The organism is Micromonospora yasonensis (assembly GCF_026013475.1).
GTDB classification, from domain to species: Bacteria; Actinomycetota; Actinomycetes; order Mycobacteriales; family Micromonosporaceae; genus Micromonospora; species Micromonospora yasonensis.
This window is the reverse complement of sequence record NZ_JAPDPH010000014.1, coordinates 19700-44760: the sequence shown is the minus strand read 5'-3', so window position 1 is coordinate 44760 and position 25061 is coordinate 19700. Positions and strand designations below refer to the sequence as shown.

Annotated in this window: 18 protein-coding genes; 7 read left to right on the top strand and 11 right to left on the bottom strand. The window is 70.4% G+C overall.

Annotated elements, in window-relative coordinates; all coding sequences use genetic code 11:
• Window positions 1-42: 42 nt before the first annotated feature.
• On the bottom strand, window positions 43-1080 hold the full coding sequence (locus tag ONA70_RS05505; protein WP_265005234.1) for a LacI family DNA-binding transcriptional regulator: 1038 nt from the start codon (window positions 1078-1080) through the stop codon (window positions 43-45).
• 164 nt (window positions 1081-1244) lie between these two features.
• On the opposite strand from ONA70_RS05505, the gene ONA70_RS05500 reads away from it, so the two are divergent.
• Complete coding sequence (locus tag ONA70_RS05500; protein WP_265005233.1) at window positions 1245-2504, top strand: amidohydrolase family protein; 1260 nt, start codon at window positions 1245-1247, stop codon at window positions 2502-2504.
• A gap of 48 nt (window positions 2505-2552) precedes the next feature.
• Here the strand turns inward: ONA70_RS05500 and ONA70_RS05495 are convergent, their stop codons facing one another.
• Genes ONA70_RS05495 through ONA70_RS05485 form a run of 3 tightly spaced genes read right to left on the bottom strand, consistent with a single transcriptional unit; the run spans window position 2553 to window position 4484 of the window.
• On the bottom strand, window positions 2553-3554 hold the full coding sequence (locus tag ONA70_RS05495) for an LLM class flavin-dependent oxidoreductase (RefSeq protein ID WP_265005232.1): 1002 nt from the start codon (window positions 3552-3554) through the stop codon (window positions 2553-2555).
• 20 nt (window positions 3555-3574) lie between these two features.
• Window positions 3575-3919, bottom strand: a complete 345-nt coding sequence (locus tag ONA70_RS05490) for a TIGR04076 family protein (RefSeq protein WP_265005231.1) — start codon at window positions 3917-3919, stop codon at window positions 3575-3577.
• 28 nt (window positions 3920-3947) lie between these two features.
• A complete protein-coding gene (locus ONA70_RS05485; protein ID WP_265005230.1) occupies window positions 3948-4484 on the bottom strand; it encodes a cupin domain-containing protein in 537 nt (178 codons plus the stop codon).
• 222 nt (window positions 4485-4706) lie between these two features.
• On the opposite strand from ONA70_RS05485, the gene ONA70_RS05480 reads away from it, so the two are divergent.
• Together ONA70_RS05480 and ONA70_RS05475 are read left to right on the top strand one after the other, a co-directional pair.
• Window positions 4707-4994 (top strand): DUF3311 domain-containing protein, encoded by a 288-nt coding sequence (locus ONA70_RS05480; RefSeq protein WP_265005229.1) that lies wholly within the window; start codon window positions 4707-4709, stop codon window positions 4992-4994.
• A complete protein-coding gene (locus ONA70_RS05475; protein WP_265005228.1) occupies window positions 4991-6508 on the top strand; it encodes a sodium:solute symporter family protein in 1518 nt (505 codons plus the stop codon). The genes ONA70_RS05480 and ONA70_RS05475 overlap by 4 nt, the downstream gene beginning before the upstream one ends.
• 303 nt (window positions 6509-6811) lie before the next feature.
• Here ONA70_RS05475 and ONA70_RS05470 read toward each other — a convergent pair whose 3' ends face one another.
• Window positions 6812-7819, bottom strand: coding sequence for a hypothetical protein (locus tag ONA70_RS05470; RefSeq protein ID WP_265005227.1), 1008 nt, complete (start codon window positions 7817-7819; stop codon window positions 6812-6814).
• Complete coding sequence (locus ONA70_RS05465; protein ID WP_265005226.1) at window positions 7714-8220, bottom strand: hypothetical protein; 507 nt, start codon at window positions 8218-8220, stop codon at window positions 7714-7716. Before ONA70_RS05465 ends, ONA70_RS05470 begins: the two co-directional genes overlap by 106 nt.
• Before the next feature lie 413 nt (window positions 8221-8633).
• Here ONA70_RS05465 and ONA70_RS05460 point away from each other — a divergent pair, with 413 nt between their 5' ends.
• The 3 genes from ONA70_RS05460 (at window position 8634) to ONA70_RS05450 (ending at window position 13536) form a co-directional block, all read left to right on the top strand.
• Complete coding sequence (locus tag ONA70_RS05460; protein ID WP_265005225.1) at window positions 8634-11114, top strand: M14 family metallopeptidase; 2481 nt, start codon at window positions 8634-8636, stop codon at window positions 11112-11114.
• 148 nt (window positions 11115-11262) lie between these two features.
• The gene (locus ONA70_RS05455; RefSeq protein ID WP_265005224.1) at window positions 11263-11922 is read left to right on the top strand and encodes a TMEM175 family protein; all 660 of its coding nucleotides are present in this window, start codon (window positions 11263-11265) and stop codon (window positions 11920-11922) included.
• A gap of 156 nt (window positions 11923-12078) precedes the next feature.
• On the top strand, window positions 12079-13536 hold the full coding sequence (locus ONA70_RS05450) for an acyl-CoA synthetase (RefSeq protein ID WP_265005223.1): 1458 nt from the start codon (window positions 12079-12081) through the stop codon (window positions 13534-13536).
• A gap of 78 nt (window positions 13537-13614) precedes the next feature.
• Here ONA70_RS05450 and ONA70_RS05445 read toward each other — a convergent pair whose 3' ends face one another.
• From ONA70_RS05445 to ONA70_RS05425, 5 genes are all read right to left on the bottom strand, one after another.
• Window positions 13615-14760, bottom strand: a complete 1146-nt coding sequence (locus ONA70_RS05445; RefSeq protein WP_265005222.1) for an ROK family protein — start codon at window positions 14758-14760, stop codon at window positions 13615-13617.
• 320 nt (window positions 14761-15080) lie between these two features.
• Window positions 15081-16388 carry a sugar phosphate isomerase/epimerase family protein gene (locus ONA70_RS05440; protein WP_265005221.1) on the bottom strand — a complete coding sequence of 436 codons (1308 nt, stop codon included), beginning with the start codon at window positions 16386-16388 and terminating at the stop codon, window positions 15081-15083.
• A gap of 86 nt (window positions 16389-16474) precedes the next feature.
• Complete coding sequence (locus ONA70_RS05435) at window positions 16475-20005, bottom strand: ThuA domain-containing protein (protein ID WP_265005220.1); 3531 nt, start codon at window positions 20003-20005, stop codon at window positions 16475-16477.
• A 446-nt stretch (window positions 20006-20451) separates the two neighbouring features.
• Entirely contained in the window at window positions 20452-21942 is a 1491-nt protein-coding gene (locus ONA70_RS05430; protein WP_265005219.1) for a CoA-acylating methylmalonate-semialdehyde dehydrogenase, read from the bottom strand.
• On the bottom strand, window positions 21939-23228 hold the full coding sequence (locus tag ONA70_RS05425; protein ID WP_265005218.1) for an aspartate aminotransferase family protein: 1290 nt from the start codon (window positions 23226-23228) through the stop codon (window positions 21939-21941). Before ONA70_RS05425 ends, ONA70_RS05430 begins: the two co-directional genes overlap by 4 nt.
• A 125-nt stretch (window positions 23229-23353) precedes the next feature.
• On the opposite strand from ONA70_RS05425, the gene ONA70_RS05420 reads away from it, so the two are divergent.
• A complete protein-coding gene (locus ONA70_RS05420) occupies window positions 23354-24958 on the top strand; it encodes a PucR family transcriptional regulator (RefSeq protein WP_265005217.1) in 1605 nt (534 codons plus the stop codon).
• Window positions 24959-25061: the final 103 nt, after the last annotated feature.

The window sequence follows — 25061 nt, the reverse complement described above, 5'->3', positions numbered from 1 at the left end:
CCGCCGGAGCCGCTGTCAAGAGCCCTCTCGCCGGCCGGGACGTCACGATTTGGCGACGACGCAGGAATCGCGGACCACCAGCTGCGCGCCGACCCGGTACTCGGTCCACGCGGCGGCGTCGGCGTCCGCCTTCGCGGCGATCCGTTCGAGCAGGATGTTCACCGCGAGCTCACCCATCCGGGCGGCGTTGTTGTTCATCACCGTGATCGCCGGGTCCCACCACCGCAGCAGATCCGCGTCCTCGTAGCAGAGCACGCTCAGGTCGTCGGGAATCCGTACCCGGCGCTCGCGCAGCGCCGGCAGCAGCCCGAAGGCCGCCTCGTGGTTGGTCACCAGCACGGCGGTGGGCCGCCGTCGCCCGGGAAGGGCGAGCAGTCGCGCGACGGCCTCCGCGCCCGAGGCCGGCTCCAGTGGCCCCTGAAAGATCAGCTCGTCCCGGCAGGGCACGCCGGCCTCGTCGAGGGCGAGCCGGTAGCCGGCGAACCGTTCGTAGCCCGAGGTCACCGTCGATGGACCGGCCACCAGGGCGATCCGCCGATGGGAGAGGCCCAGCAGGTGGCGGGTGGCCTCACGAGCGCCTTCGAGGTCGGCTCCCAGCACGCAGTCTCCGGCGGGGTTCCGAGGCTGCCGGGCGAGATGGACGGTGGGGATGCCGGTGCGCCGCAACTGCTCGATGGCGGCGGGATCGGATCCCACCACCATGACGCCGTCGACGTTGTGGTCGCGCAGCGTCTCCACGTACGCCCGCTCCTCCTCGGCGTCGCCTCCCGTGATGCACAGGACCAGGTGGTACCCGGCGACCTTCAGCCGGTTGTGCACGACCTCGGCGATGGTGTGGAACGACGCGTTCACCAGGTTGGTGACGACCAGGCCCACCAGCCGCGAGTGGCTCGTGCGTAGGCCGCGGGCGAGGGCGTTGGGGCGATAGCCGAGGTCCTCGGCGACCCGGCGGACCCGTTGCCGGGTGGTGTCGCTGACCCGCCCCGACCCGGACAACGCCCGGGAGGCCGTGCTGAGGGAAACCCCGCTCACCGCCGCGACCTGGCGAAGGTCCACCACCACGCCGTCCTCTCCCGGCACCGCGCCATGATTCCACGGCTATGGCGCGCCTCGGTGCCGCTGGCTATGCTGCTTCCGCGCCCGCTGCGCAAACGTTCCCACATTTTGCGCTCGGAGGCGAATGTGGGTGGGGGGTTCGACGCGTACGCGGGTTCGACGGCCACACGACGCTGAGGGGTGCGGACATGGACCACGGGTCACCGGGCTCCGCCGTACTGGTCAACTGCACCGTCGTCGACGGCCGAGCCGCCGACGGAGCCGCGCCGCTGAGCGACGCCGCGGTCTTGGTCAAGGGTGACCGCATCGCTGCGGTGGGCCCGGCCTCAAAGGTGATCCCGATGGCACGCGACCACGGGGACGCGTCACTCATCGACCTGGCCGGCGGCTACCTCACCCCCGGGTTGGTGAACATGCACACCCACCTGTCGCTGTCCCTGCCCGGTCAGGGCGGGGACGAGGTGAAGAGCATGAACGCGCACGAGCTGGCCCTCTACATGGCCGACGGAGCCCGGCGCACCTTGCTCAGCGGAGTGACCACGGTCCGCTGCGTCGCCGAGAAGGACCATGCCGACTTCGCGCTACGCCGCGCGATCCAGGCGGGGCGGGTGCTCGGGCCGCGCATCTTCACCGCCGGCCGAGCCCTGGTGTGCACCGGCGGACACGGCCATGAGGGCGGCGACACCCTGGAGTGCGACGGCGCGGACGGGTTCCGCCGCGGGGTACGCAGCCAGATCAGGGCGGGTGCCGACCTGATCAAGGTGATGATCTCCGGCGGCATCGCCGGCGAGCACGAGGCCATCCACACGCCGCAACTGTTCGCCGACGAGATGACCGCGGTGATCGAGACGGCGCACGCGTGGGGCCGGCGAGTCACCGCGCATGCCGGACCGGCATCCGTCATCGGCGAAGCGGTACGGCTCGGTCTGGACTGCGTGGAACACGGCTACCAACTGACCCCCGAAATCGCCGCCGACATGGCCGAGCGGGGCACCGCACTCGTGCCCACCCTGCTGGTCACCCGATGCAAGGAGTTCTTCGACGAGCTGGGCGTCCCGGACTGGATGCAGCAGCGATCGCTCGATGCCGGCCCGCGCCATCTGGAGAGCTATGTCATGGCGGTGAAGGCCGGGGTGGAGGTGCTGCTCGGCAGCGACATGCCCCCGTTCTGGAGCTTCGAAGGCACCAGCGCCTCGGTCCGGGAGCTGGAGTACATGTCCGAGGCCGGCATCGGCCCGGCCCGCGCCCTGTACGCCGGCACCCTCGGCCCGGCCCGGTGGCTGGGCGCCGAGGCCGACCTCGGCACGGTAGAGCCCGGCCGGTACGCCGACATGATCGTCATGGACGCCGACCCGTCCCGGGACACCTCGGCGTTCCGTGGGGTGCGCTGGATCATGAAGGGCGGCCGGGTGGTTCGCGACGACCGCGCGGGATGGAGTGCGGGGTGATCGCCGGTTAGCCGGCCTCCTGCCGGGCAGCCACCGCGGCAGCGGTGGCTAGCGACGGAGCATGGGCAGCACCGCGCTGCCGAGCAGGTCCACCCCGCGTTGGTCCTCGAGCCCGTGCGGGGTGCCGAACTCGACCCGGCGCACCCCGGCGTCGATAAGGGCCTGCGCCTGGGCGGCCACCTGCTCGGGGGTGCCGGAGAAGGCGAACAGGTCGAGCACGTCGTCGGGTACGAGGCGGCCGGCCGCCTCGTGGTCGCCGGCGTCGACGAGGGCTTTCACCCGGCCCAACAGGTCGTTCGGAAGCTCGACCGTGGGGTCCAGGTCGGCGACGACCGCGAGGTACATGGCGACCTCGGTGCGCGCCCTGGACCGGGCGGCCGGGCCGTCGCGATCGACGACGGTGACCGCGCCGAACACGATCCCGACGTCGTCGACGCGCCGGCCGACCCGCTCGGCGCCGACCCGTACCCGGTCGCGGATGACGGGGACCATGGCGGGGTTGGCGCTCCCACCGACCTTGATCTCGTCGGCGATCCGGCCGGCGAGCGCGGCGCCTTTCGGGCCCCAGGCGCCGATCAGCAGTGGCGGATCGGGGCGGTGGACCGGGTAGCGCAGGACGGTGTCCGGCGCGAGGCGGAACACCTGCCCGGCGAAGCCGCCGGTGTCGCCGCGCAGCAGCCGGTAGACGACCTGCGCGGCCTCCTCGAGCGTGGCCAGCGGCCGGGCCTGGTCGATGCCGACGGCACCCAGCCAGGTGCCGCGCGCGAGCCCGAGGTACGCGCGCCCGTGCGAGGCCAGGTCGAGCGCGGCGACCTGGCCGGCGATCTCGTAGGGCGCCATCGAGTAGGGGTTGAGACAGGCCGCGCCGAGCCGGACGCGCCCGGTCGCGGCGGCCATCTCCAGCAGCGGGAAGATCGGCGGCTGGTACATCAGGTCACTGAACACGGTCAGCACGTCGAAGCCGGCCCGCTCCGCGCTGCGCGCCAATCGTGCGTAGTCGCCGGCCCGCTTGTCGCTCTGCAGGCCCAGGCCGACCTCTGCTGCGCTCACTTCACTCCTCGGCTCCACTGTCAGGTCAGGTCGGCGGAGTTCATCCGGCGCCGGCAGGCGCGCTCCACCCGCATGATCAACCGCTCCTCCGGATCCGGACAGGCGAACAACGAATCCTGGGCCAGCCAGTCGCCGGCGGCGAGGTCCCGCTGTTTGGCGGCGAGGAACGGCAGCACCGACGCCAGCGCGTACACGCAGAAGTGGCGGCCCTCGGGCAGCCGAAGGTGGGCGCTGTTGGTGACCTCGAACCAGTCGCCGACCTGCATGCCGCACACCGAGCGGCCCTCGATCCGGTCCACGCGGACCCGCAGGTCATAGAGCTCCATGTCCCCGTCGGGCCCGGTGTCCGGCTCGTTGTCGGCCATGTGGCTTCCCCTCTCGCTGTGCCGCGGCTCAGGGCGTCGGCGGGTTGATGGCCAGCACGATCTCGGTGGTGGTGTCCGAGGTGTTGCGGTACCGGTGTGGCTGGCGGGAATCGAGGGTGATGCTCTCGCCGGCGGCGACGGTGTACGTCGCCCGGTCGACCTCGACGGTCAGCGTGCCCGCCACCACGAACGCGCATTCCAGGGACGGGTGGCTCCACGACTCCTCGCTGGAGACCTCGCCGGGGGCGAGGGTCGCGTGCAGCACCTCGAGCTGGCCGTTGCCGGGGGTGAGCCGCTCGTACCGGATCTGCCCGTTGGGGGCCCCGAGGGTCATCCGCTCCCCCGGCCGGCTGATCCAGACCGACAGGGGTGCGGGATCGGCGAAGAGCGAGGCGACCGACTCGCCGAACACCGTGGCGAGCCGGCGCAGGGTCGCCAGACTGGGCTCGGTCACGCCCCGCTCGATCTGGCTGAGCAGCGTCGCGGACACGCCCGCCTCGGCGGCCAGGGTGCGCAGGCTCAGGCCGCGCGCGGTACGCAGCTCGTGCAACCGGTCGCCGATCACCCGTGCGCCCCTTCCCCGTCTCGCGGCCCGCACATGCAGGCTCACTGCATGCCTGGCACTGGACCGTAAGCGCCCCGCGACGTGGCGTCAACCAGGGAACTTAGGAAATCCGCGGGTCTTGACGAGGCCACCGGGTGGGCCTAGCGTCGCGGCTCATCGTGCAGTAGCGCTGCACAGGCGGCTGACGGCGGCCGAACCGCCGCTCGGACTTTCAGGAGAGTCATGGCATCGCTCGATCCCCCCGAGCAAGCCCCGGCGCGTCGATCCACGGTCCACCGGTGGCTGCTCGTGATCCCGTTCATCTGGCAGGTCGCCCTCGTGCCCGTCGTCAACGACGTCAAGCTGGCGCCGATGCACATCCCGTTCCCGATGCTCTGGCAGATGCTCGGGATCGTCGCCACGACGATCATCATCGGCCTGGTGTTCCGCCTCGACCGGGCCGCCGGGGTCGACGACGAGGAGCGGCAGTTCGCCACGGCGACCGAGCCGAGAGTGGGTGAGCGGGCATGACCCTCGCGATCGTGCTGGTGATCGTGCTGAGCACGGTGGTCGGCGCCGTCGGGTACGGCCGGCGGGCCGCCCGCGCCGCCAACGTCACCGAATGGGCCGTCGGCGGCCGACGGCTCAGCACGTTGGTCTTCTGGTTCATCAACGCCGGCGAGGTGTACACCACCTTCGCGGTGCTCGGCATCTCCGGCTACGCGTGGGCGCTCGGCGCGCCGGCGTACCTGGCCTTCTGCTCCGTGTCCCTGAGCTACGCGCTCGGCTACTGGCTGATGCCCAAGATCTGGCGGGCCGGCCGGAAGCACGGGCTGATCACGCAGGGCGACTTCTTCGCGGCCCGGTTCGACGCCCCGTGGCTCGGTGTGGTCGCCGGTGTCGTCGGCATCGCGGCCCTCGTCGTGTACGTGCAGATTCAGCTGGTCAGCCTCAGTCTGATCGTGCAGCTGGCACTGGGCCGTACCATGTCGGCGACGGCAGCGGTGATCATCGCGGCGGTGGTGATGCTCGCCTTCGTCTACCTGGCCGGCCTGCGCTCCGCCGCCTTCGCCGCGGCGGTCAAGGACATCCTGATGGTCCTCGTCGTCGTGCTGCTGTCCGCGACGGTGGCGGCGAAGGTCGGCGCGGCGTCCATGTTCGACGTGTTCAAACTCGCCGAGCAGGCCCACCCTGGCATCGGCAAGCTGCCCGGCGTCGACCCCACGTCACCCACGGGACCGGTCTGGCTGATGACCTCGGCGATGAACGTGGCCCTGGGCAACTGGGTGTTTCCGCACCTGTTCCAGATGTCCTACGCCGCGAAGAGTGGCCAGGCGATCCGCCGCAACGCGGTCTGGCAGCCGCTGTACTCGCTCGCCTACTTCTTCATCATCCTGCTGGGCTTCGCCGCACTCCTGGCCGGCACCAAACCGGCGGACGGCAACCTCAACGCGGCCCTGCTGCAGTTCGTCACCGACCGGTACCCGGCGTGGGTGATCGGCCTCGTCGCCGGCACCGGCTTCCTGCTCGCCCTTGCCCCCGGCTCGGTCCTGCTGCTGACCTCCGGCTCCGTGTTCACCCGCAACGTCGTGGCGCCGCTGCACAAGAACCTCAACGAGCGTACGGCCCTGCTGCTGTCCAGGGTCTCGATGATCGGCTTCGCCGCCATCGCGGTGTGGTTGACCCTCGGGCGCAGCGAGTCGCTGGTCGACATCCTGCTCTACGCGTACTCGGCGATCGGGATGCTCGCGCCCGCGGTCTTCCTCGCCTTCCTGTGGCGGCGGGTGACCGCCATCGGCGTCCTGGCCGGCATCACGACCGGGTTCATCGCGCTGCTCGCCCCGTTCGCGAAGACCTTCTGGGCGACCCACCTGCCCGACTGGGAGCCCGGCCTGATCGCCATGGCGATCAACCTGGTCGTCACCGTGCTGGTCAGTCTGGTCACGCCACGTCCGGGCGACCGGGCCGTCGCGGTCGGGCACGCCCTGCGAGCCGAGGACGTCGCCGCACCCGGCCCGGCACAGCCCGCCACCATCCATGGCTAGCGGAACGGCGCGAGGGTGCATGACCGCGCCGGGTCCGGATCAGACCCAGCCGCGTCGACTGGCCTCGACGCCGGCGGAAATGGACTCCATCGACGCCACCTGCCCGCCTCCTCACGCTTCCCGGCCGGACCAGGCACGCGAAGCGAACGCCGATCGCCTGGTGACGGCCGAGACGCATTATGTCAGCAGGTGGCGGGCGACCTGGCCGGCGCGATCCTGATCGGGATGTGGGCGAGGGGCCCGGTCCGGTGGGACCGGGCCCCTCGCCCGGGCGGTGGATCGGCGGCGTGGGTTGTCAGGCTGTCATCGCTCGATGCCGAACGCCCTTTCGACGGTCTGCTCGACCCGGTGGCCGTTGGCGTCGGTCGCGGTGGCCCGCAGGCTCACGTAGCCCGACGAGTCGGCCACCGTCGGCGTCGTAAAGGCGGCCCCGTACGTACCGGCCGTGCCGGTCGGCGTCAGCGTGAGCGCCGTCCACGTCCTGCCGTCGTCGTACGAGGCCCACACCTTGACGTCGACGACGTCCGCGCCGCCGGCCAGCCAGGGCCGGGCGTTGACGGTCATCGTCTGCGGGACCCGGGGCTTGACCCGGTTGTCCAGACCGGCGTCGACGTCGTAGGTGACCTGCGGCATCGAGATCGGCGCGTGGGCCGCGGTGCTGCCGCCGGCCGCGAAGCTCCACGTCGTGGTCGACCGCGTCGCGAAGCCCCATCCGGGCAGTGATCGAGAGGCCTCGAGCACGGCCTCGTACTTCGCGTTGCCGCTCGGGATCCGGAAGAAGCTGTACCAGTAACTGCCCTGCCCGATCTCGGTGCCGTCACGGGTGAGCTTCATCGAGTAGGTGTCGCGGTAGTCGGCGAACTCGGTGTGGGTGGGATCGCCGTCGGCGAACGGGCGGGCCGCGAGGGTCAGGGTCGCCTGGTTGTTCCAGCTCTGGAAGCCCTGCTCGAACCACGCCGACTGGCTCGAGTCGATCCTCGGGTTGTTGACGACCTTGAACCAGTCCACCGTGCGGTGGCTCCCGGGCTGGTACGTGCGCCAGGTCTGCTCGTAGTTGAGGAACCCGGTGTCGCCGAGGGCGACGGCGCTCTGCACCTGCAGCTTCGGGTCGGCGGTCACCCACTGCTCCTGCACCGCCCCGAGCCGGGTCGGCACCTCGCTGGTCACCCAGTAGTAGCTGCCGGCGCGGCGCTTCCAGAAGACGCTCACTCCGGTGGTGACGTCGCGGGACGCGGCGAGGCGGGCCAGCGCCCCGCCGTCCTCGCCGTAGAGGGCGAAGGCAGGGGTGGCCTGCGAACCCGCCTGCGCCACCAGGCGGTCCTCGCGTCGTCGTAGCCGCTGTCGACGAGACCCTCGACGTCGAAGAGTGCCAGGTCCACGGCGTTGCTCGTGACGGCCTCGTTGGCCGCGAGCGGTACGACGTACGTCGCCTGGTCGGTGTGGGTGATCTCCGCGGTCCCGCGGGACGGCCCGGTCGGGTCGAGCCTGATCGCCGGGTGGTCGTCGCCGGGCCGGGCCGTCAGGGTAACGACGTCCCCGGTGACCAGCGTCAACCGGTGCTGGATGACGTGCTGTCCGGTGATGTCCTGCTTGGTCGGGGGCTTACCTGTCGCCGGGGCCGATGCGCTCGCGGGCGCGGCGCTCACCGTCGCCGCGAGCACGGTCATCGCGATCGTCGCCTGCGCCCACGGGCGTCTGTTGCGTGCTGACATCCTGTTCCTCTCGATCCACGCCGCCGCCGAGGAGGCGGTACGCGGTCCGAGGACCTCCGACCCGACAGCGTCCGGAACAGGCGAAAGCGCGTCACCTTCTGGAAGGTGTCCGGTTGAGGAAACGCCACCGAAGGCGCTCCACATGCGCGCCGAGGTGGGGTCGGCCGAGCGTCGCGCGGTGCCTCAAGTAATGCTCAAATCCGGTGCACGCGATCCACCGATGCCGATAACGCACATACGCTCACCGCAGCCGGCTCGCTCACGGCCCTTCCGATCCCTCTCACGACGGCGGCCATCGTCGTACCCAGGCGCACCGATCGCGAGCTCGGTGCCATCGTCCTGAATGGACTCGCTCGACCCACCCAAGGGCCGCCATCACCTCAACCACACGCCGCCAACGAAAGGAGGGAAGAATGCGACGCAGACAACTGCGCATCGCGCTTCTCGCGCTGCCCGCCCTGGTGGGGAGCGTCCTCATGGCGACCGCTCCGGCGGGCGCGGATCCCGCGGACTCGACAGCACCGGTGGGCTCAGGGCGATCCCAGCTCGAGAGCCCGGACCAGGTACGCCTCGTACGCATCCAGCTGAGCGGCGCCGACATGCTGGACAAGGTCGTCGCCGCCGGCTTCGACCTCGAGCACGGCCTCAGGCGCGTGCCGACCGGCATCGAAGCCGAGGCGGTGCTGACCGCCGGCCAGATCGCCGAACTCGAGGCGATGGGCGTCGAAATCCTCGGCGACGACGAGGGCTTCGCATGGAGCGACGAGGCCGACCCCGTCAGCCCGGCCCGCCGCGCGCAGGCGGTCCAGCCGCTCAGCCACGAGGCGACGGTACGGATCGTCCGCGCCGACTGGTTCACCACGAAGGGCCAGGGTTTCCTCTACGTCGAGGCGCGGACCACCGAAGGACAGCAGACGAACCCGATCGTCACGATGCAGCTCGAGAACGACTCGGGCGCGGGCACGTCGTTCGGCTCCGCCCGGACGATGAGCCGGTTCGTCGACTCCGGTCAGTACATGTTCCACCGGAACCTGTTCAAGCTCGACGCACGCCCGAACCAGATCCGGGTCACGAGCTCGACCGGCGGCGTCGGCACCGGCTACGTCTCCAACTGGCTGGAGGACGGCGCCCCGCCGCTGACGGCGAACCCGGCCTACAAGTGGGACTTCGTCGACGGCTACCGGCACCCGCAGCAGCTCTACCGCCGCGCCGAGGAGATCGCCCGCCAGTACCCGGACATTGCCGAGATCGTCTACCTGCCGAACAAGACCAACGGCTACCAGCGCAAGGCACAGGCCACGATCGGCGGCACCGGGCAGGCCGCGGTGGTCGCCAGCTCGGCGGCGTGGGGCCACGAGGGTGGCAACGACGTCACCGTCGAGTTCGTGGACCGGCCGGGGACCAACCTTCCGCTCGCGGTCGAGGTGGCGGGCAAGGCGGTCCGCGTCCTCCTCGCCAAGGACGCCTCCGGTGGGCTCGCGAGTACGGCCGCCCAGGTGGCGACGGCGCTGCGGACCCAGTCCCAGGGCCTGATCGACCGGGCGCACCCGTATCGCACCAACGCGGGCACCGGCATCGTCGCGCCGACGTCCGGTCCGGTCGCGCTGACCGACTTCCTCGACCAGAAGCGCGCCGGCGCACCGGAGGGCGACGTGCCACGCGGCCCGGCCACGATCCCCGTCCTGCGGATCGGCAAGCACCGCGACGGCCGGAACCCGGGCGTGCTGATCCAGGCGCAGGACCACGCCCGTGAGTGGGTGCCGGCGACGACGTCGCTGGAGGCGGCCGAGCGCCTGGTGCACAACTACAAGTCGGACTGGGAGACGAAGAAGATCGTCGACAACACCGACGTCTTCCTCATCCTGTCGAACAACCCCGACGGGGCGAACTACAGCTTCTACAACTTCGCCTCGCAGCGCCGGAACATGACGAACCACTGCGCGGACGACAACGCCGATCCGGCCCGGCGCAACTCCTGGGGCGTCGACCTGAACCGGAACTACCGGGTCGGGTCGGGCCACGACGGCTACGCGGGCGGGTCGACCAGCTGCGTCAGCGACACCTACCAGGGGCCGGAGAAGCTGTCCGAGCCCGAGTCGAAGAACATCATCTGGCTGGTCGAGAAGTACCGGAACATCAAGTTCATGATGTCGGTGCACTCCAACGGCGGCCAGCTGTTCTGGCAGCCGGGCGCCTACATCGCGGACGGGCGGATCACCACGCCGCGGCCGCCGCTGGGTGACGAGGCGTTCTACTGGCAGTCGGCCTCCCGGATCCTGTCTCAGGTGAAGGCGCACCGGCAGACCGTCGTCACGCCGGAGAACGTCGGCGGTTCGTCGGACGTCCTCTACTCCTCGGCGGGCAACGTGCGCGAGGACCTGTACCACAACTACGGGATCTACGCCTTCGGCTGGGAGGTCGGCGGCTCGGTCTACAACCCGGCCACCGGCACCTGGCAGGGCGGCTCGTTCCAGCCGCCGTGGGTGGGGACGCCGGACCTCGTCAGCGGCCACTCCGAGACGATGGAGTACGCCAACGGGATCATGGAGATGTTCCGGATCGCGGCGGAGTGGGGCAAGGACAACAAGAAGCCGACGTCCTCGCTCGTCCCCGGTGGCGGGAAGTACGCCGGGCCCGTCGACGTACGCTTCGAGACGAGCGAGCCGGCCACCATCTACTACACCACGGACGGCAGCCGGCCCACCCTCGAGTCGCCGCGCTACCAAGCGACCGAGTTCCGTGAGCCCGGGCAGGTGTTCCACGTGACCGAGACGACGACGTTCCGCTGGTTCTCGGTCGACAGCGCCGGCAACATCGAGCAGAACTACGACCCGGCGAGCAACGACACCCGTAACAACTACCGCCAGGCGACGATCACGGTCGCCGCGCAGTAGGCGTCCGCCAGGCCGCTCATCTCGTGGTCATCGCCTCGTCGGTGGGGCTCCGCCCGCACCGGCGAGGCGATGATCGCGCATCCTCGACCTGGGAGACACGACGCGAAACGGCCGAACCGAAGGGTGTCCGATTCGTCAGAATCAGGGCATGAGCGAGGAACCAGCCGGCGCCGGCCCAGGGCAACGTCCCGACCTCCACCGGCGCCGTGAGCGTACGCTGCAGCGGACAACCGCGTTCACCGACGCGGGCGTGGCGATCGCCCTGACCCTGCTGGTGCTTCCGCTGGTCGACTTCGCCGATCAGAGCACGGCCCGGAAGTCGGTGGCGCAACTGTTCGCCGAGCATGTCGGGGATGTCCTCTCCTTCGCGGTGTCATTCCTGGTCATCGCCTTGTTCTGGCGAACGCATCGGCACCTCTACGAACAACTCGTCGATTACGACGAGTCCCTGCTCATCCTCAACACGATGTGGCTGATGGCGGTGGTCTTCCTGCCGTTTCCCACCGCGCGGCTCTTCGTCGAGACGCGCCTGCGTACCGACTCCGCGGTCCTCTATCTGTGCAACATGCTGGTCATCAGCCTCCTCGCGCTCGCTCAGGTCTGGTGGGTCGTCCGCCACCCCGACCTTCGTGCACCGTCGAGTCCGCTGACCTCCCGGGCGCTGGCGCCGCCCGTCGCCCTCTCGGTGACCTTTGCCGTCGCGGCCCTGGCCGCGATCGCCTCACCGGCTGCCGGCCTGTGGGTACTCGCCTGCCTGCCGCTGGCGCAGTACCTCGCCATCCGACTCTCCAGGCCGGCCACCGGGTGAACTGCCGTCCCCCAGCCACCGCAGGGTGGTCGACACGACGATCACTCCGGACGCTTGTCGTCTGTAGACGAGGCGCGGCTCTGCCGGTAGCTTTCGCATCCGAACACCCGCCGCCTCACGACAGTGACCGGCGCCGATCAGTCCGGAGGTGGATCGATGGCCACCCGACGCACACCGCTGCTGCCGGCGCTGTCCGGGGCGTTCGGTGACGACGCCGACGCGATCCGCGTCGGGGACCAGCGGGCGTCCCGGGAGGCGGTGCTCTCCGCCGCCACGGCCCTCGCCGACCGTATCGCCGGCAGCGAGGCGGTGGCGGTCTGGGCGACGGCCAGCATGGAAACGGTGGTGGCCGTGGTGGCCGGTCTGCTCGCCGGGGTGCCGGTCGTACCGGTGCCGCCGGATTCGGGCCCGATCGAGCGGGACTACGTGCTGCGCGACTCCGGCGCCTCGCTGCTGCTCGTCCCCCCGGCCAGCGCGGGCGGCGCCCCGCTGGCGGATGCGCCGGTCCCCGTCGCCACCGTCGATCTGGCTGCCCGCTCGGCAACCGGCTATCCCGAAGCCGCGCCGGAGCGCACCGCGCTGATCCTCTACACCTCTGGCACCACCGGCGCGCCGAAGGGGGCCCTGATCCCCCGGCAGGCGATCGCCGCCGACCTGGACGCCCTCGCCGACGCCTGGTCGTGGACGCCCGACGATCTGCTGGTGCACGGTCTCCCCCTGTTCCACGTGCACGGCCTCGTGCTGGGTGTGCTGGGAGCGCTGCGGGTCGGGTCCCGGCTGGCACACACCGGCCGGCCCAGGCCCGACGCGTACGCCGCCGCCGGCGGCAGCCTGTACTTCGGCGTGCCGACCGTCTGGTCGAGGATCTGCGCCGACCCGTCAGCCGCCCGGGCCCTGTCGTCGGCCCGGCTGCTGGTCTCCGGCAGCGCACCGCTGCCCCTGCCCGTCTTCGAACAGCTCGCCGAGCTCACCGGACAACCGCCCGTGGAGCGCTACGGGATGACCGAAACGCTGATCACGGTCAGCAGCCGCGCGGACGGCGAGCGGCGGCCCGGGTTCGTCGGCACGCGGCTCGCCGGGGTGCAGAGCAGGCTGGTCGGTGAGGACGGCAGCCCGGTCGCGCCCGACGGCGAGTCCCCGGGCGAACTGCAGATACGCGGGCCGATGATGTTCCGTGGATACCTCAACCGGCCGGACGCCAACCGGGAGTCGTTCACCTCGGACGGCTGGTTCCGCACCGGCGACATCGCCACCATCGACGGCGACGGCTGGCACCGGATCATCGGCCGCGCCTCGATCGATATGATCAAGAGCGGCGGGTACCGGATCGGGGCGGGCGAGGTGGAAAACGCGCTGCTCGCCCACCCCGCGGTCCGGGAAGCCGCGGTGATCGGCGCGCCTCACCCCGACCTCGGGCAACAGGTGGTCGCCTACGTGGTCGCCGACGCGGCGACCGAGGCCCAGCTCATCGAGTTCGTCGCCGCCAGGATCTCCGCGCACAAGCGCCCGCGGCAGATCCACCTGGTCGAGCAGCTGCCCCGCAACGCGATGGGGAAGGTGCAGAAGAAGCTGCTCGCCGGCCGAACCCTCGGCCCGCCGACCGACCTGGGCTAGCCTGATCTGCCCATACCGGCGCTGCGGGCGCCGAGGTGATCGCGGAACTCGCCGACTCGCTGCCGCCGCCCGAGCCGGTCACCGAGGAAGGCGGTAAACCTGGTCGCTCACGAGTCTGGCGGCACCGATGACGCCAGCCCGTTGGCCCGCGTCGCTCATCGTGATCGGAAGATTCCTGGTGGCGAGGGGCAACGAGCGGCGATAGATCACGCTCCGCATCTCGGCGAGCAGGATGTGACCCAGCTTCGTCAGTCCGCCACCGAGCACGATGAGGCTCGGGTTGAAGAACGACACCAAGCCGGTCAGCACCTCGCCCACGCGTCGGCCTCCGTCGCGCACCAACTGCATCGCCGCGGCGTCGCCGGCGCTGACTGCCTGGCCCACCTCGGCCGCGGTCAGTGTTCCGTTGCGTTCGAGAAGTTCGCGAAGAAGGGGTGAGCGACCCGACCGGGCTGCGGCGAGAGCTTCGCGGCCCAGTGCGGCCCCGCCGAAGGACGCTTCCAGGCATCCCGTGTTGCCGCACAAGCAGGGGACATCGCATTCAGGGACTCGGATGTGCCCGATGTCCCCGGCGCATCCGTCCATGCCGCGGTAGAGCTGGCCGTTCGCCACGACGCCACAACCGATGCCAGTGCCGATCTTGACGAACAGGAAGTTGTCGACGGTGCTGGCTACCCCTGCCAGCTGCTCACCCAGGGCCATGACATTGACGTCGTTGTCCATCGCCACCGGGCAGTCGAACTGCCCGGCGAGGCGATCGCGGACGGGGTAACGGTCCCACTTGGGCATGATCGGTGGTGACACCGCGATCCCGCGACCGAAGTCGACCGGGCCGGGCACGCCGAGGCCGACCCCGAGCGGCTTGTCCACCCCTGAGCCCAGGAGGAGCTTGCGGCTCAGCTTCGTCGCGAGGTCGAGCACCGGTTCCGGGCCCTGGCGTACGTCGCACTCCGTTCGGTGCAGCGCAAGCACCTGTAGGCGACCGTCGGTCACCGCGACAGACACCGAGGTCGCGCCGATCGCGATGCCAACGAATCGCACACTGCCGGAAATATCTATGGTTGCGGAGCGGCCGCCGCGGAATCCTGCTGGCCCGATCTCCTCGACGAGGCGAAGTGCGGTGAGCCGATCGAGCTCGGCAGCGATCGCCGTACGTGACACGTCGAGATGCTCGGCCAGCTGGATACGGGATTGCGGACCGGCATCACGCAGTCGCGTCAGCACTCTGGCCGGCAGAGGCGCTTCGGCTCGACCTGGCCCCGAGGTTGCCGCCCGGTAGGTATTCCACCAGCGACCCCGTCGGCTGTCGTGGGCGCTCGAACGCCGCCTCAGACGCTGGTCGGTGCTGTCGCGGTCATCCGCCGGCATCGAGGGACGCCCCCGCACAGGCAGTCGTGGCCGGCTGAGAGCGCTGCCGGCAGGACAGCCTGCCGGCGCCGATCACACGCGAACGACAACACCGCGCCGGCGACAGTCGATCGGAGCCATCCCGGGGCACCGCCCCGCTCGCGCCGTTCAGCGCGCGAGCGGGGCGGCGAGCCGGCTCAGCCACGGAGTGCGGCCATGTTGCCGGCGCTGATCCTCGCGAAGCGCAGCGATCGGCCCGGATCGGCGTTGCCGCCCGGGGCGTTGTCCTGCTCGTAGTTGGGGTTGTGGTAGCCGTTGGCGCCGATGTTCCGGAAGAACGACTGGAAGTTGATGTCGCTGCGCGGGTCGCCGAAGGGAATCATGGTGTAGCCGTCGCCGACGCCGTCCGGCTGTGTGGTGGCGTCACCGTCCTTGGCGTGGAACAGCGCGTAGCGCTTCGTCTGCTTCGCCACCTGGGCGGTCGGGTCGAAGATGTCCTCCACCCGCCGGCCGTTTTCGTCGTAGCGCCAGCGCCACTGGTGCTGCGCGACGTGCGCCCAGTAGATGTCCATCTCGATGACGACCAGTTCAGGATCCGTGACGTCGAGGTAGTGCTGCATGAGCCGCTTGCCGGACTCCGCGCGCACCACGGTCGGTGCGATCGGCGCGCCGGTGACGCGGTCCTCGGTGACGGTGACCAGCGGGCCGTCCTGCAGGAAGTGGTACGCCGGCGAGTGGTTGTGGGTGTACATGTGAATGCCCGACTGGAGACTGATCCGGTTCAGCGCCTCCCACTTCTCCCCCGCGACCGTCCACGGCTCGATGTTGCGGTTGTTGGCGCTCGTCGGGTCGCCGCCGGTGCCCATGTAGGGCATGCCGAGGATCGCCGCGAACTCCAGTTCGGTCTGCAGCCGGTTGTAGTCCTCGGTCGACATGGCGCCGCCGGGGCTGTTCGGGCCGTCCCACGTGTTGGGGACGAACCCGTGGTTGCCGATCGCCTGGAGGCCGTACGCGTCGAGGAAGCCGCGCAGCGTGCGCGCGTAGGCCAGGTAGGCCGCCCGGGACTCGGATGTGGTCACCCCGCCCGGCGCGGGGTTGGGCGCGGCGCCGCCGGGGTTCGCGGCGTGTTGCCCGTAGCCGGCGAACTCGATCTGCTTGAACCCGCAGCCGGCCAGGAACTCGAACAGCTCCACCCAACCGCCGGGCAGCGGCACCAGCGGGCCGAGGTCGTTCGGGTCCTGGGGGAAGGTCGGGCCGCCCAGGTAGCCCATCGTCGGGGAGACGCCCATCGCGGCGCTGGCCGCGATGCCGACCCGGGTGGGCACGTCGCGCTGGCTGTACGTGATGTTGCCCAGCTTGCCGTCCGGGATGAGCCGCCCGTTCGCCGCACTCGCCAGGCTCGGCGAGAACACCGCTGCCGGGCCGAACGGGCTGAGCGCCGCGGCGGCTGCCGCGCCGGCACCGGCCATGAGTCGCCGCCGGCTGATCCTGCTGTCAAAGGCCATCGTGGTTCCTTTCTGGAAGCAGTCGATCGAAGGTGGGACGGGGGTGCGCCCGCGTGGTCGCGCGGGCGCACCCGTCCGCGGTGGGGCTAGGGGCCGCTCACCCCCTGGCCGCCGAACTCGGTCCAGTTGAGGTTGAACAGGTTGCCGCCGGTCTGACCGCCGGTGACCGACCGGAACACGAGGTAGATCTTGTGCAGGCCACCCGGATCCGTGATCGGGAACGTCTGGCTCTGCCAGGTCGCCGTGTTGCCGGTCGAGGTGAGCGCCGCGGTGGTCAGGATCGGTCCGTTGACCGCGTCGAGGTGGACTTCCACCGCGGCCATCGGGCCGCCCGCCGGCACCTGCGTCGACGTGCTCGCCACCCGGAAGGTGAGTGAGTTGATGTTCGTCAGGTTGAAGGGGCCGTTGAGCGCGATCCAGTCGCCGCTGCCGAGGCTGCCGCGGTGCTGGCTGCCGCCCGCCGGGTCGTTCGTCGTGGCGACGTTCGTCCCGGACTCTTCGACGGCGAACTCGACCTCCTGCAGCTTCTGGCGGACGTTGGTCTGGCTCACCGTGGTCAGCGCCGGCACCCCGCCCGGTCCGCCCAGGTCGGTGTAGGAGGCGCTGATGACGCCGAAGACGTTACCGCCGTGCGACACGTCGTTGGCGTCGGTCGGCAGGACCCCCGTGCAGCCGTTGACGGTCTGCTCGGCGTGCCCGTGGGTGTCGTGGCCGAGCACGAACGTCACCTCGACGCGGCTGCAGTCGATCGTGCCGTCCTCCGGGTCGGTGACCGTCACCGAGAACGGGATGCTGTCGCCGAAGGCGTACGTGCCGCCCTCCACCGGGGTGTTGATGGTCACCTTGGGGGCGGTGTTGCCCACCGTGATGGTGGTGTTCGCGGACGCGGACTTGCCGCTGGAGTCCAGCACGGTCAGCCGCGCCGTGTACTGGCCGGCAGTGGTGTAGGTGAACTGCGGGTCGGGGTCGGTGGAGTCGACGACGCCGTCGCCGGTGAAGTCCCACTCGAACCGGATCGAGTCACTCGGGTCGGGGTCGCGCGAGCCGGCGCTGGAGAACTGCACGGTCAGCGGCGCGGACCCGTTGGTCGGTGACGCGGCGAGCACCGGGATCGGCGCGCGCTGGCCCTTGACGTAGTCCCACCGGTACAGGCCGGCGTCGTTGTTGACGTTGAAGAAGCCGTCGCCGTAGCCGAGGAGGTAGAAGTGTCCCTTCCCGTCGAACTGCATGTCCATCGGGTTGTCGCACTCGAACGGTTTGTTGGTGTCCGGCACCCGCCGCGCGTTGAGGCCGGCGCAGTCCAGCAGGTCGTTGATCTTGAAGATCCGGTTCTGCGAGTCGAGCCGGACCTCGCGCAGCGTGTCCCGGGTGAACTCGCCGAAGAAGACCGCGTTGTCGTAGTACGGCGGCAGCTTCGTCGGGTCCGCGTTGTTCGGGTCGAAGTGGTACTTCGCCGAGCCCTGCGGGCCCACGCCGCCGGTGCCCAGCTCCGGGAACAGCCGCGGGCAGGTCGTGGCGCCCGAGCCGTTGTAGTACGCCAGGCACGGCGTACCGATCGGGTTGGTGGCCCGGTTCTCCGGCGTGTACGAGTACCAGATGTCCGGGTTGGTGATCGGCGGGCCGTATTCGAGCCCCGGCTCGACGCTGGGTCCGCCGTTGAGGTTCCAGCGCGAGTTGTTCTGCGGTCCGCGGGTCGGGTTGTCACACTCGAACGTCTGGGCCGGGTTGTCGAGTGGGGTGGAGGTGTTGAAGTCCCACCGGTAGTAGGGCAGGTCGGTCTTGTAGCACAGCGGCCACCCGTAGTTCGCCGGCTTGCGGACGATCTCCAACCGGCCGGTGCCCGCCGGGCCGCGGAAGTTCTGCGGCGTCTGCGAGTCGGGTGAGTAGTCGGTGATGTAGGCGACGTCGTTCTCGTCGACCTGGATCCGGAACGGGTTCCGGAAGCCCATCGCGTAGATCTCCGGGCGGGTCTTCTCCGCGCCGACCGGGAACAGGTTGCCCGTCGGGACGGTGTACGCCCCGCCGAAGTGGTTGGCCTCGCCGGACGCGATGTCGCCGCCCTTGACCGTGATCCGCAGGATCTTGCCGCGCAGGTCGTTGGTGTTCTGCGCGGAGCGCCGGGCGTCCACGAACGGGGCGTTGTACTGCCCGCTCGTGGTGAGCTGGTCGTTGAACGGGCCGAAGCCGCCGGAGTTGCCGCCGCCGGCCGGCGTGTCGTCGCCGGTGACCAGCCACAGGTTGCCGTGCTTGTCGAAGTCGATGTCGCCGGCCACGTGGCAGCAGGCACCGCGGTTGACCGGCACGCGCATGATCTCCTGCTCGGACGCCACGTCGAGGTGGGCCGGAGTGTCCGCCGTCGCGTCCACGAACTTGAAGCGGGAGAGCTGGAAGTAACCGACCCAGGGGTCCCACACCGCCGGCGAGTCGCCGGTGTTCGGGGCGTTCGCCGCCGGCGTCGTCTGCGTGACGATCTCACCGGTGGACAGCTTCACGTCCTTGACGGTCGGCGGGGCGTAGTAGAGGTAGACCCAGTGGTTGGTCGCGAAGTTGTCGTCGATGCCCGGCCCGTACAGGCCGTCCTCGCTGGCCGTGTAGACCGGGATCTGGGCCAGCACGGTGGTGGTGTTGGACTTGGGGTCGTGCAGGCGAACGCCGCCGCGGCGGTCGGTCTGGATGACCCGGCTGTCGGGCAGGACGTCGAAGCCGATCGGCTCGTTGGTGTTCGGCGGGAGCGCGACGGCGGTCTGCTGGTAGTTGGCGAGCACGGTCGCGCCGCAGTCGGAGTAGACCTGGTCGGCCTGCCCCGCCGCCCACTTGATCGCGCCGCCCAGGTGGGAGCGCAGGTTCGTCTCGCCGAAGCCGGCGGCGGTGTTGCCGAGCGCCGTGTAGAACGACCGGCCGCCCTGCCAGTCCTTGCACCAGGTGACCGGGTGGTCGGCGCCCATCGTGCCGCCCGTGATGCCGGTGACGGTGCCACCCCACGGCTGCTGCGCGAAGGTGTCCTCGACGACGGTGGCCAGGACGTGGCTCTTGCCGCGGACGTTGGACTGGAAGTTGTACCAGGCGTCGCTGCGGGTCCAGTACTCCGGCAGGTTCTTCGACGCGTCATGAACGCGGTCGGCGACCTTGATGGTGCCGGGCTGGACGTCGGTCCGGCCGGAGGCGCGGGTCCCGAGCACATCGGACAGGAACTGCCAGCCGGGCTGGGCCTCGATCGCCGAGCCGATGCCGACGAAACCGCCGCCCGCCCGGTAGTACGACTCGAACGCGGCCTGCTGGTCGGCGTTGAGCAGGTCGCCGGAGGTGTTGAGGAAGACGACCGCGCGGAACTTCTTCAGGTACGCGAGGTCGAACTTGCGGGCATCGTTGGTCGTCTGGACGCTGAACCGCAGCTGGTCGCCGAGTTCTCTGATGGCTTCGACGCCGGCGGTGGTCGCCGCCGGGTCGCCGCCCGTGGACTTGGTGAAGACCAGGACCCGGTACTGGATGCCGTCGCTGCCGGGGGCGGGTGCCGCGGCCGCGGGGGCGGACGCGGACGCCGTGCCGGCGAGCGTGGCGCCGACGAGCGCCAGCACGCCGGCGAAGGCGGTGAGGCGACGGCCGAGAGGTCTGCGCATGGAACCTCCTCGCAAAGGGCATGACCGACTGGCGGACCGTCGCGAAGAGACGGCCCGGGAACGGTGCGGTCGGGAACCGTGTGAACGGGAGCGGTGTGATCGACGCCGTGGGCCGGTACGGCCGGACAGACGGCGTTCGGGGGATAATCGGTCGCTCTGGTGGTGTGGGGTGCGCCGAGCTGCGCCTCAGTGTCGCCGGGGATGCCGCTCGGCAGGGGGTTTACCGGTTCGCGGTCTTCGGCGTGACTCTATATCTGCATGTCCGCCAAAGAAAGAGTCTGTTGCGCGGAAGTTTCCTTCCAGATCACCCGGCTTTTGTTCGCGCCGTCGGAAAGTGCAGTCGCACGTGACGGAAGAGGGCAATGCGTGACGGGGTCCTGGCGCCTCAGCGCCAGGACCCCGTTCGCAAGGCGGTGCCGTACCGCCGACCGGCGCCGTTCGGATGGTCAGGTGTTCTGTGGGAAGCCGAGATTCACCCCGCCGTGGGACGGATCGAGCCACCTGCTGGTGACCACCTTGGCCCTGGTGAAGAAGTGCACTCCGTGCGGCCCGTACGCGTGCGAGTCACCGAACAGGGAGTCCTTCCACCCGCCGAACGAGTAGTACGAGACCGGAACCGGGATCGCCACGTTGACGCCGACCATGCCGACCTCGATCTCGTTCTGGAACCGTCGGGCGGCGCCGCCGTCGTTGGTGAAGATGGCGGTGCCGTTGCCGTACGGGTTGGCGTTCACCAGTTCGACCGCGGCGTCATAGCTGGGCACCCGCACCACCGAGAGCACCGGGCCGAAGATCTCGTCCGTGTAGATGGACATGTCCGTCCCGACGTGGTCGAAGAGGGTCGGCCCGAGCCAGAAGCCGGCGTCCGCACCGTCGATCGGGTGGCCGCGTCCGTCGACCACCAGCTTGGCGCCCGCCGACCGGCCGGCGTCCAGGTACGACCGCACCTTGTCGCGGTGCGCCCCGGTGACCAGTGGTCCCATCTCGCAACCCGGGCGGCGGCCGTCACCGACGTGCAGTCCGCCGATCCGGTCGCTGATCTTGCTGACCAGCTCGTCGCCGACCGGGTCCACCGCCACGACGACGGAGATCGCCATGCAGCGTTCGCCGGCCGAGCCGAAACCGGCCGAGACGGCGGCGTCGGCGGCCAGGTCGAGGTCGGCGTCGGGCAGTACGACCATGTGGTTCTTCGCGCCGCCGAGGGCCTGCACCCGCTTGCCGTTGCGCGTCCCGGTCTCGTAGACGTAACGGGCGATCGGCGTGGAGCCGACGAAGGAGATCGCCTTGACGTCCCGATGCTCGAGGAGCCGGTCGACCGCCTCCTTGTCGCCGTGTACGACGTTGAGCACGCCGTCCGGCAGTCCGGCCTCGGCGCAGAGCTCCGCCAGGAAGTTCGAGGCGGACGGGTCCTTCTCGCTCGGCTTCAGCACCACGGTGTTGCCGCAGGCGATGGCGTTGGGCACGAACCACAGCGGCACCATCGCCGGGAAGTTGAACGGGGAGATCACCCCGACGACGCCGAGGGGTTGGCGGATGGAATAGACGTCCACCTTGGTGGAGGCGTTCTCGCTGAACCCGCCCTTGAGCAGGTGCGGGATGCCACACGCGAACTCCACCGCCTCCAGCGCCCGCTGGATCTCGCCCGCCGCGTCGGAGAGCACCTTCCCGTGCTCGGCGGTGATGATCTCGGCGAGGTCGGACCTGCGGGCGTTGAGCAGTTCCCGGAACGCGAACATCACGTTCGCGCGTTGCGCCAGCGACGCGTGGCGCCAGCGGGAGAAGGCCTCGCGGGCGGCGGTGACCGCCTCGTCGACGTCCGAGGCGCTGGCGAAGTCGACCCTGCCGGTGAGCTGACCGGTCGCCGGGTCGTACACCTCACCCGCGCGCTGCGCGATGCCGGTCCATTGTTTTCCGCCGATCCAGTGGGTGATCCTCATGCCGACACCGCCCCGATCGCCTCCGCCAGGATGCCCAGCGCCTCCTCGGCCTCGTCCTCGGTGAGGGTCATCGGCGGCGCCAGCCGGATGACGTTGCCGTACAGGCCGCCCTTGCCGACCAGCAGCCCGCGGCTGCGCGTCTCCTCCAACAGCGCGGTTGCCGCCGTGGGGTGGGGTTCGCCGGCCGGGCCGACCGTCTCGAGGGCGACCATCAGGCCCTTGCCGCGTACGTCGCCGATCAGCGGATGCGTCGCGGCGACCTCGCGGAGGCCGTGGATCAGGCGGTTGCCCAGCTTGGCGGCGTTCGCCTGGAGGTCGTGCGCAAGCAGATAGTTCAGGGTGGCCAGGGCTCCGGCGGTCGAGATCGGGTTGCCGCCGAAGGTGGAGATCGAGTTGGCCTGGAGGCTGTCCATGAGCTCCGCACGGGCCACCACCCCACCGATGGCCAGGCCGTTGCCGAGTCCCTTGGCGAAGGTCATCGCGTCCGGCACCACGCCGTGCGCCTGGATGCCCCAGAAGTGCTCGCCGGTACGGCCCCAGCCGGTCTGGACCTCGTCGGAGACGAGAAGGATTCCGTACTCGTCGAGCACCTTCTTGAACTCGCGGAACAAGCCGTCCGGCGGGGAGGCGAACCCGCCCACGCCCTGAATCGGCTCGACGATCATGCACGCCACGTCTCCGGCGGTCGAGGTCTCGATCACCTCCCGCAGGTCGGCGACGCACGCCTTGACGTAGTCGGCGTCCGGCAGATCCCTGAACGGGCTGCGGTACCGGTAACCACCGTGCACCCAGCTCACCCGGACGGGGCTGAGCGCGCTGGCCGACCAGCCGCGGATGCCGGTTATCGCGACGGTGGCGAACGCGCGGCCGTGGTACGAGTTGCGCAGCGCGAGCACCTGCCCACTGCGGCGGTACTGCGTGGCGAGCATCAACGCCGTCTCGTTGGCCTCCGTACCCGAGTTCGTGAAGAACACCTTGGCGTCCGGGATCCCGGACAGCTGCGCGATCTTCTCGGCGAGCTCCACCTGCGACTCGATCAGGTACAGCGTGGAGGAGTGCAGCACGCCGGTGTCGACCTGCGCGCGGACCGCGTCGCTGATCTCGGCGACGTCGTAGCCGATCGAGTTGGTGAGGATGCCGCCGAAGAAGTCGAGGTACGTGCGGCCCTCGCGGTCGGTCACCCGGCGGCCGTGTGCGCTGGCGATCTCGATCGGTTCCTCGTAGTAGAGGGCCAGCCATTTCGGCAGCACGGACCGGTGTCGATGCAGCAGCTCCCGATGCGCCATCGCGTCCTCCGTATCTCGTCCCTGAGCCGAGTGTCGCGAGACGTCGGCGTTCGCCGCCACCGACAACCTGTACGGGTCGGCATCGGTGGCACTACGTTGTGTGCATCCGTCGCAGGGGAGCCGCCATGTACCCCACGGTCGCCGAAGCCATCGCGTTACCCGTGGTCCGGCGCGGCCGGCCCCGCGTCGTCGCCGGGTCCGCCGGCATGCAGGGCCCCGTCCGCTGGGTGCACGTGGCGGAGGTCGCCGACATCGCCCAGCTGCTGCGCGGTGGCGAGCTCGTCCTGACCACCGGCATCGCGCTGCCGGACGACGAGGGGGCCCTGACGAGGTACGTGGAGGACCTGGCCACGGTCGGCGCGGCGGGACTCGTGGTGGAGCTGGTCCGGCGGTGGAGCGACCACGTGCCGGAGGCGCTCGCGGCGGCGGCGGACCGACACCGGCTGCCGTTGATCACGCTGGCGCGGGAGACGCAGTTCGTGTCCGTCACGGAGGCCGTCGTGGCGTTGATCGTGGACGCGCAGCTCGCCGAGCTGCGGGCCGCTGAGCAGGTGCACGAGACGTTCACCGCGCTCACGGTCGCCGGCGCGGAGCCGGCCGAGGTGTTGCGTGAGGTCGCGAGGATCTCCGGGCTGCCGGTCGTGCTGGAGACGCTCGGGCACGACGTGCTCGCGTACGACGCGGCGGGGCAGGACCCGATCGAGTTGCTGACCGACTGGGGGCAGCGGTCCCGGTCGGTGGCGGTGTCCCAGCGGACCGCCTACGACGAGGAGACCGGTTGGCTGATCACCACGGTGGGCGCGCAGGGCGCCGACTGGGGACGGTTGGTGCTGCTCTCGCCGGGCCCTCCCCCGCACCGTCACGTGGTGGTCGCGGAGCGGGCCGCGTCGGCGCTGGCGGTGCACCGGCTCGTGGCCCGGGACCGGGAGAGCCTGGAGCGGCAGACGCACCGGATGCTGCTCGCGCAGCTGCTCGGCCAGGCGCTGCCCCCTCCTGACCTGGCCGCACGGGCGGCCGCGTTGGGCGTGGTGCTGGAGCGGCGGCAACTGGTGGGGGTGGCGATCCGGCCGGCGAGCATCGCGCCGCGTGCCCCCGCACTGGCCACCCAGGAGGTGTTGCGGGATCTCGCGGAGGCCACCGCCCTGGCCGCGCGGCGGGTGAGCGTGCCGGCGCTGGTGGGCGTGGTGGACGACACCAGCGTACGCGCGTTGTTGTCGTTGCCGCCGCAGCCGGACCCGGACGCGGTCCTGCGGCGCCTGGCCAGGGAGGTGCACCGCTCGGCCGCCGGTGCAGTCGTGGTGGCGGTCGGCACGACCGTGTCGCACGTGTCCGAGGTACGGCGCAGTCTGGGCGAGGCCGCGCACGTCGCCGGTGCCGCGCTCCGCTCCCCCGGCACCCAGCTCTACCACCGGTTGGACGACGTACGACTGCGCGGCCTGCTGCACCTGCTGCGTGAGGACGAGCGCGTGCGGGCGTTCGCCCAGCGGGAACTGGGGCCTCTGTTGGCGCGCGATGACAGCCAGGGCAGCCGGCTGGTGGAACTGTTGCGCTGCTTCTGCGAGCAGGGCGGGAACAAGTCGGCGGCGGCCACCGCCGCGCACCTGTCGCGTACGGCGTACTACCAGCAGCTCTCGCGGATCTCGCAGGTGCTCGGGGTGTCGCTGGAGGACCCGGAGTCGATGCTGTCGCTGTACGTCGCGCTGCTGGTGTACGAACTCGACGACCCGTGACCCGGGCCGGGGTGGACAGACTGTGCCTTGATCATGGCAAGCGTGGACACTTTGCCACTGCCCGTGGCGGGTCCGTGACACCCACCATTCCGAGATAAAGATC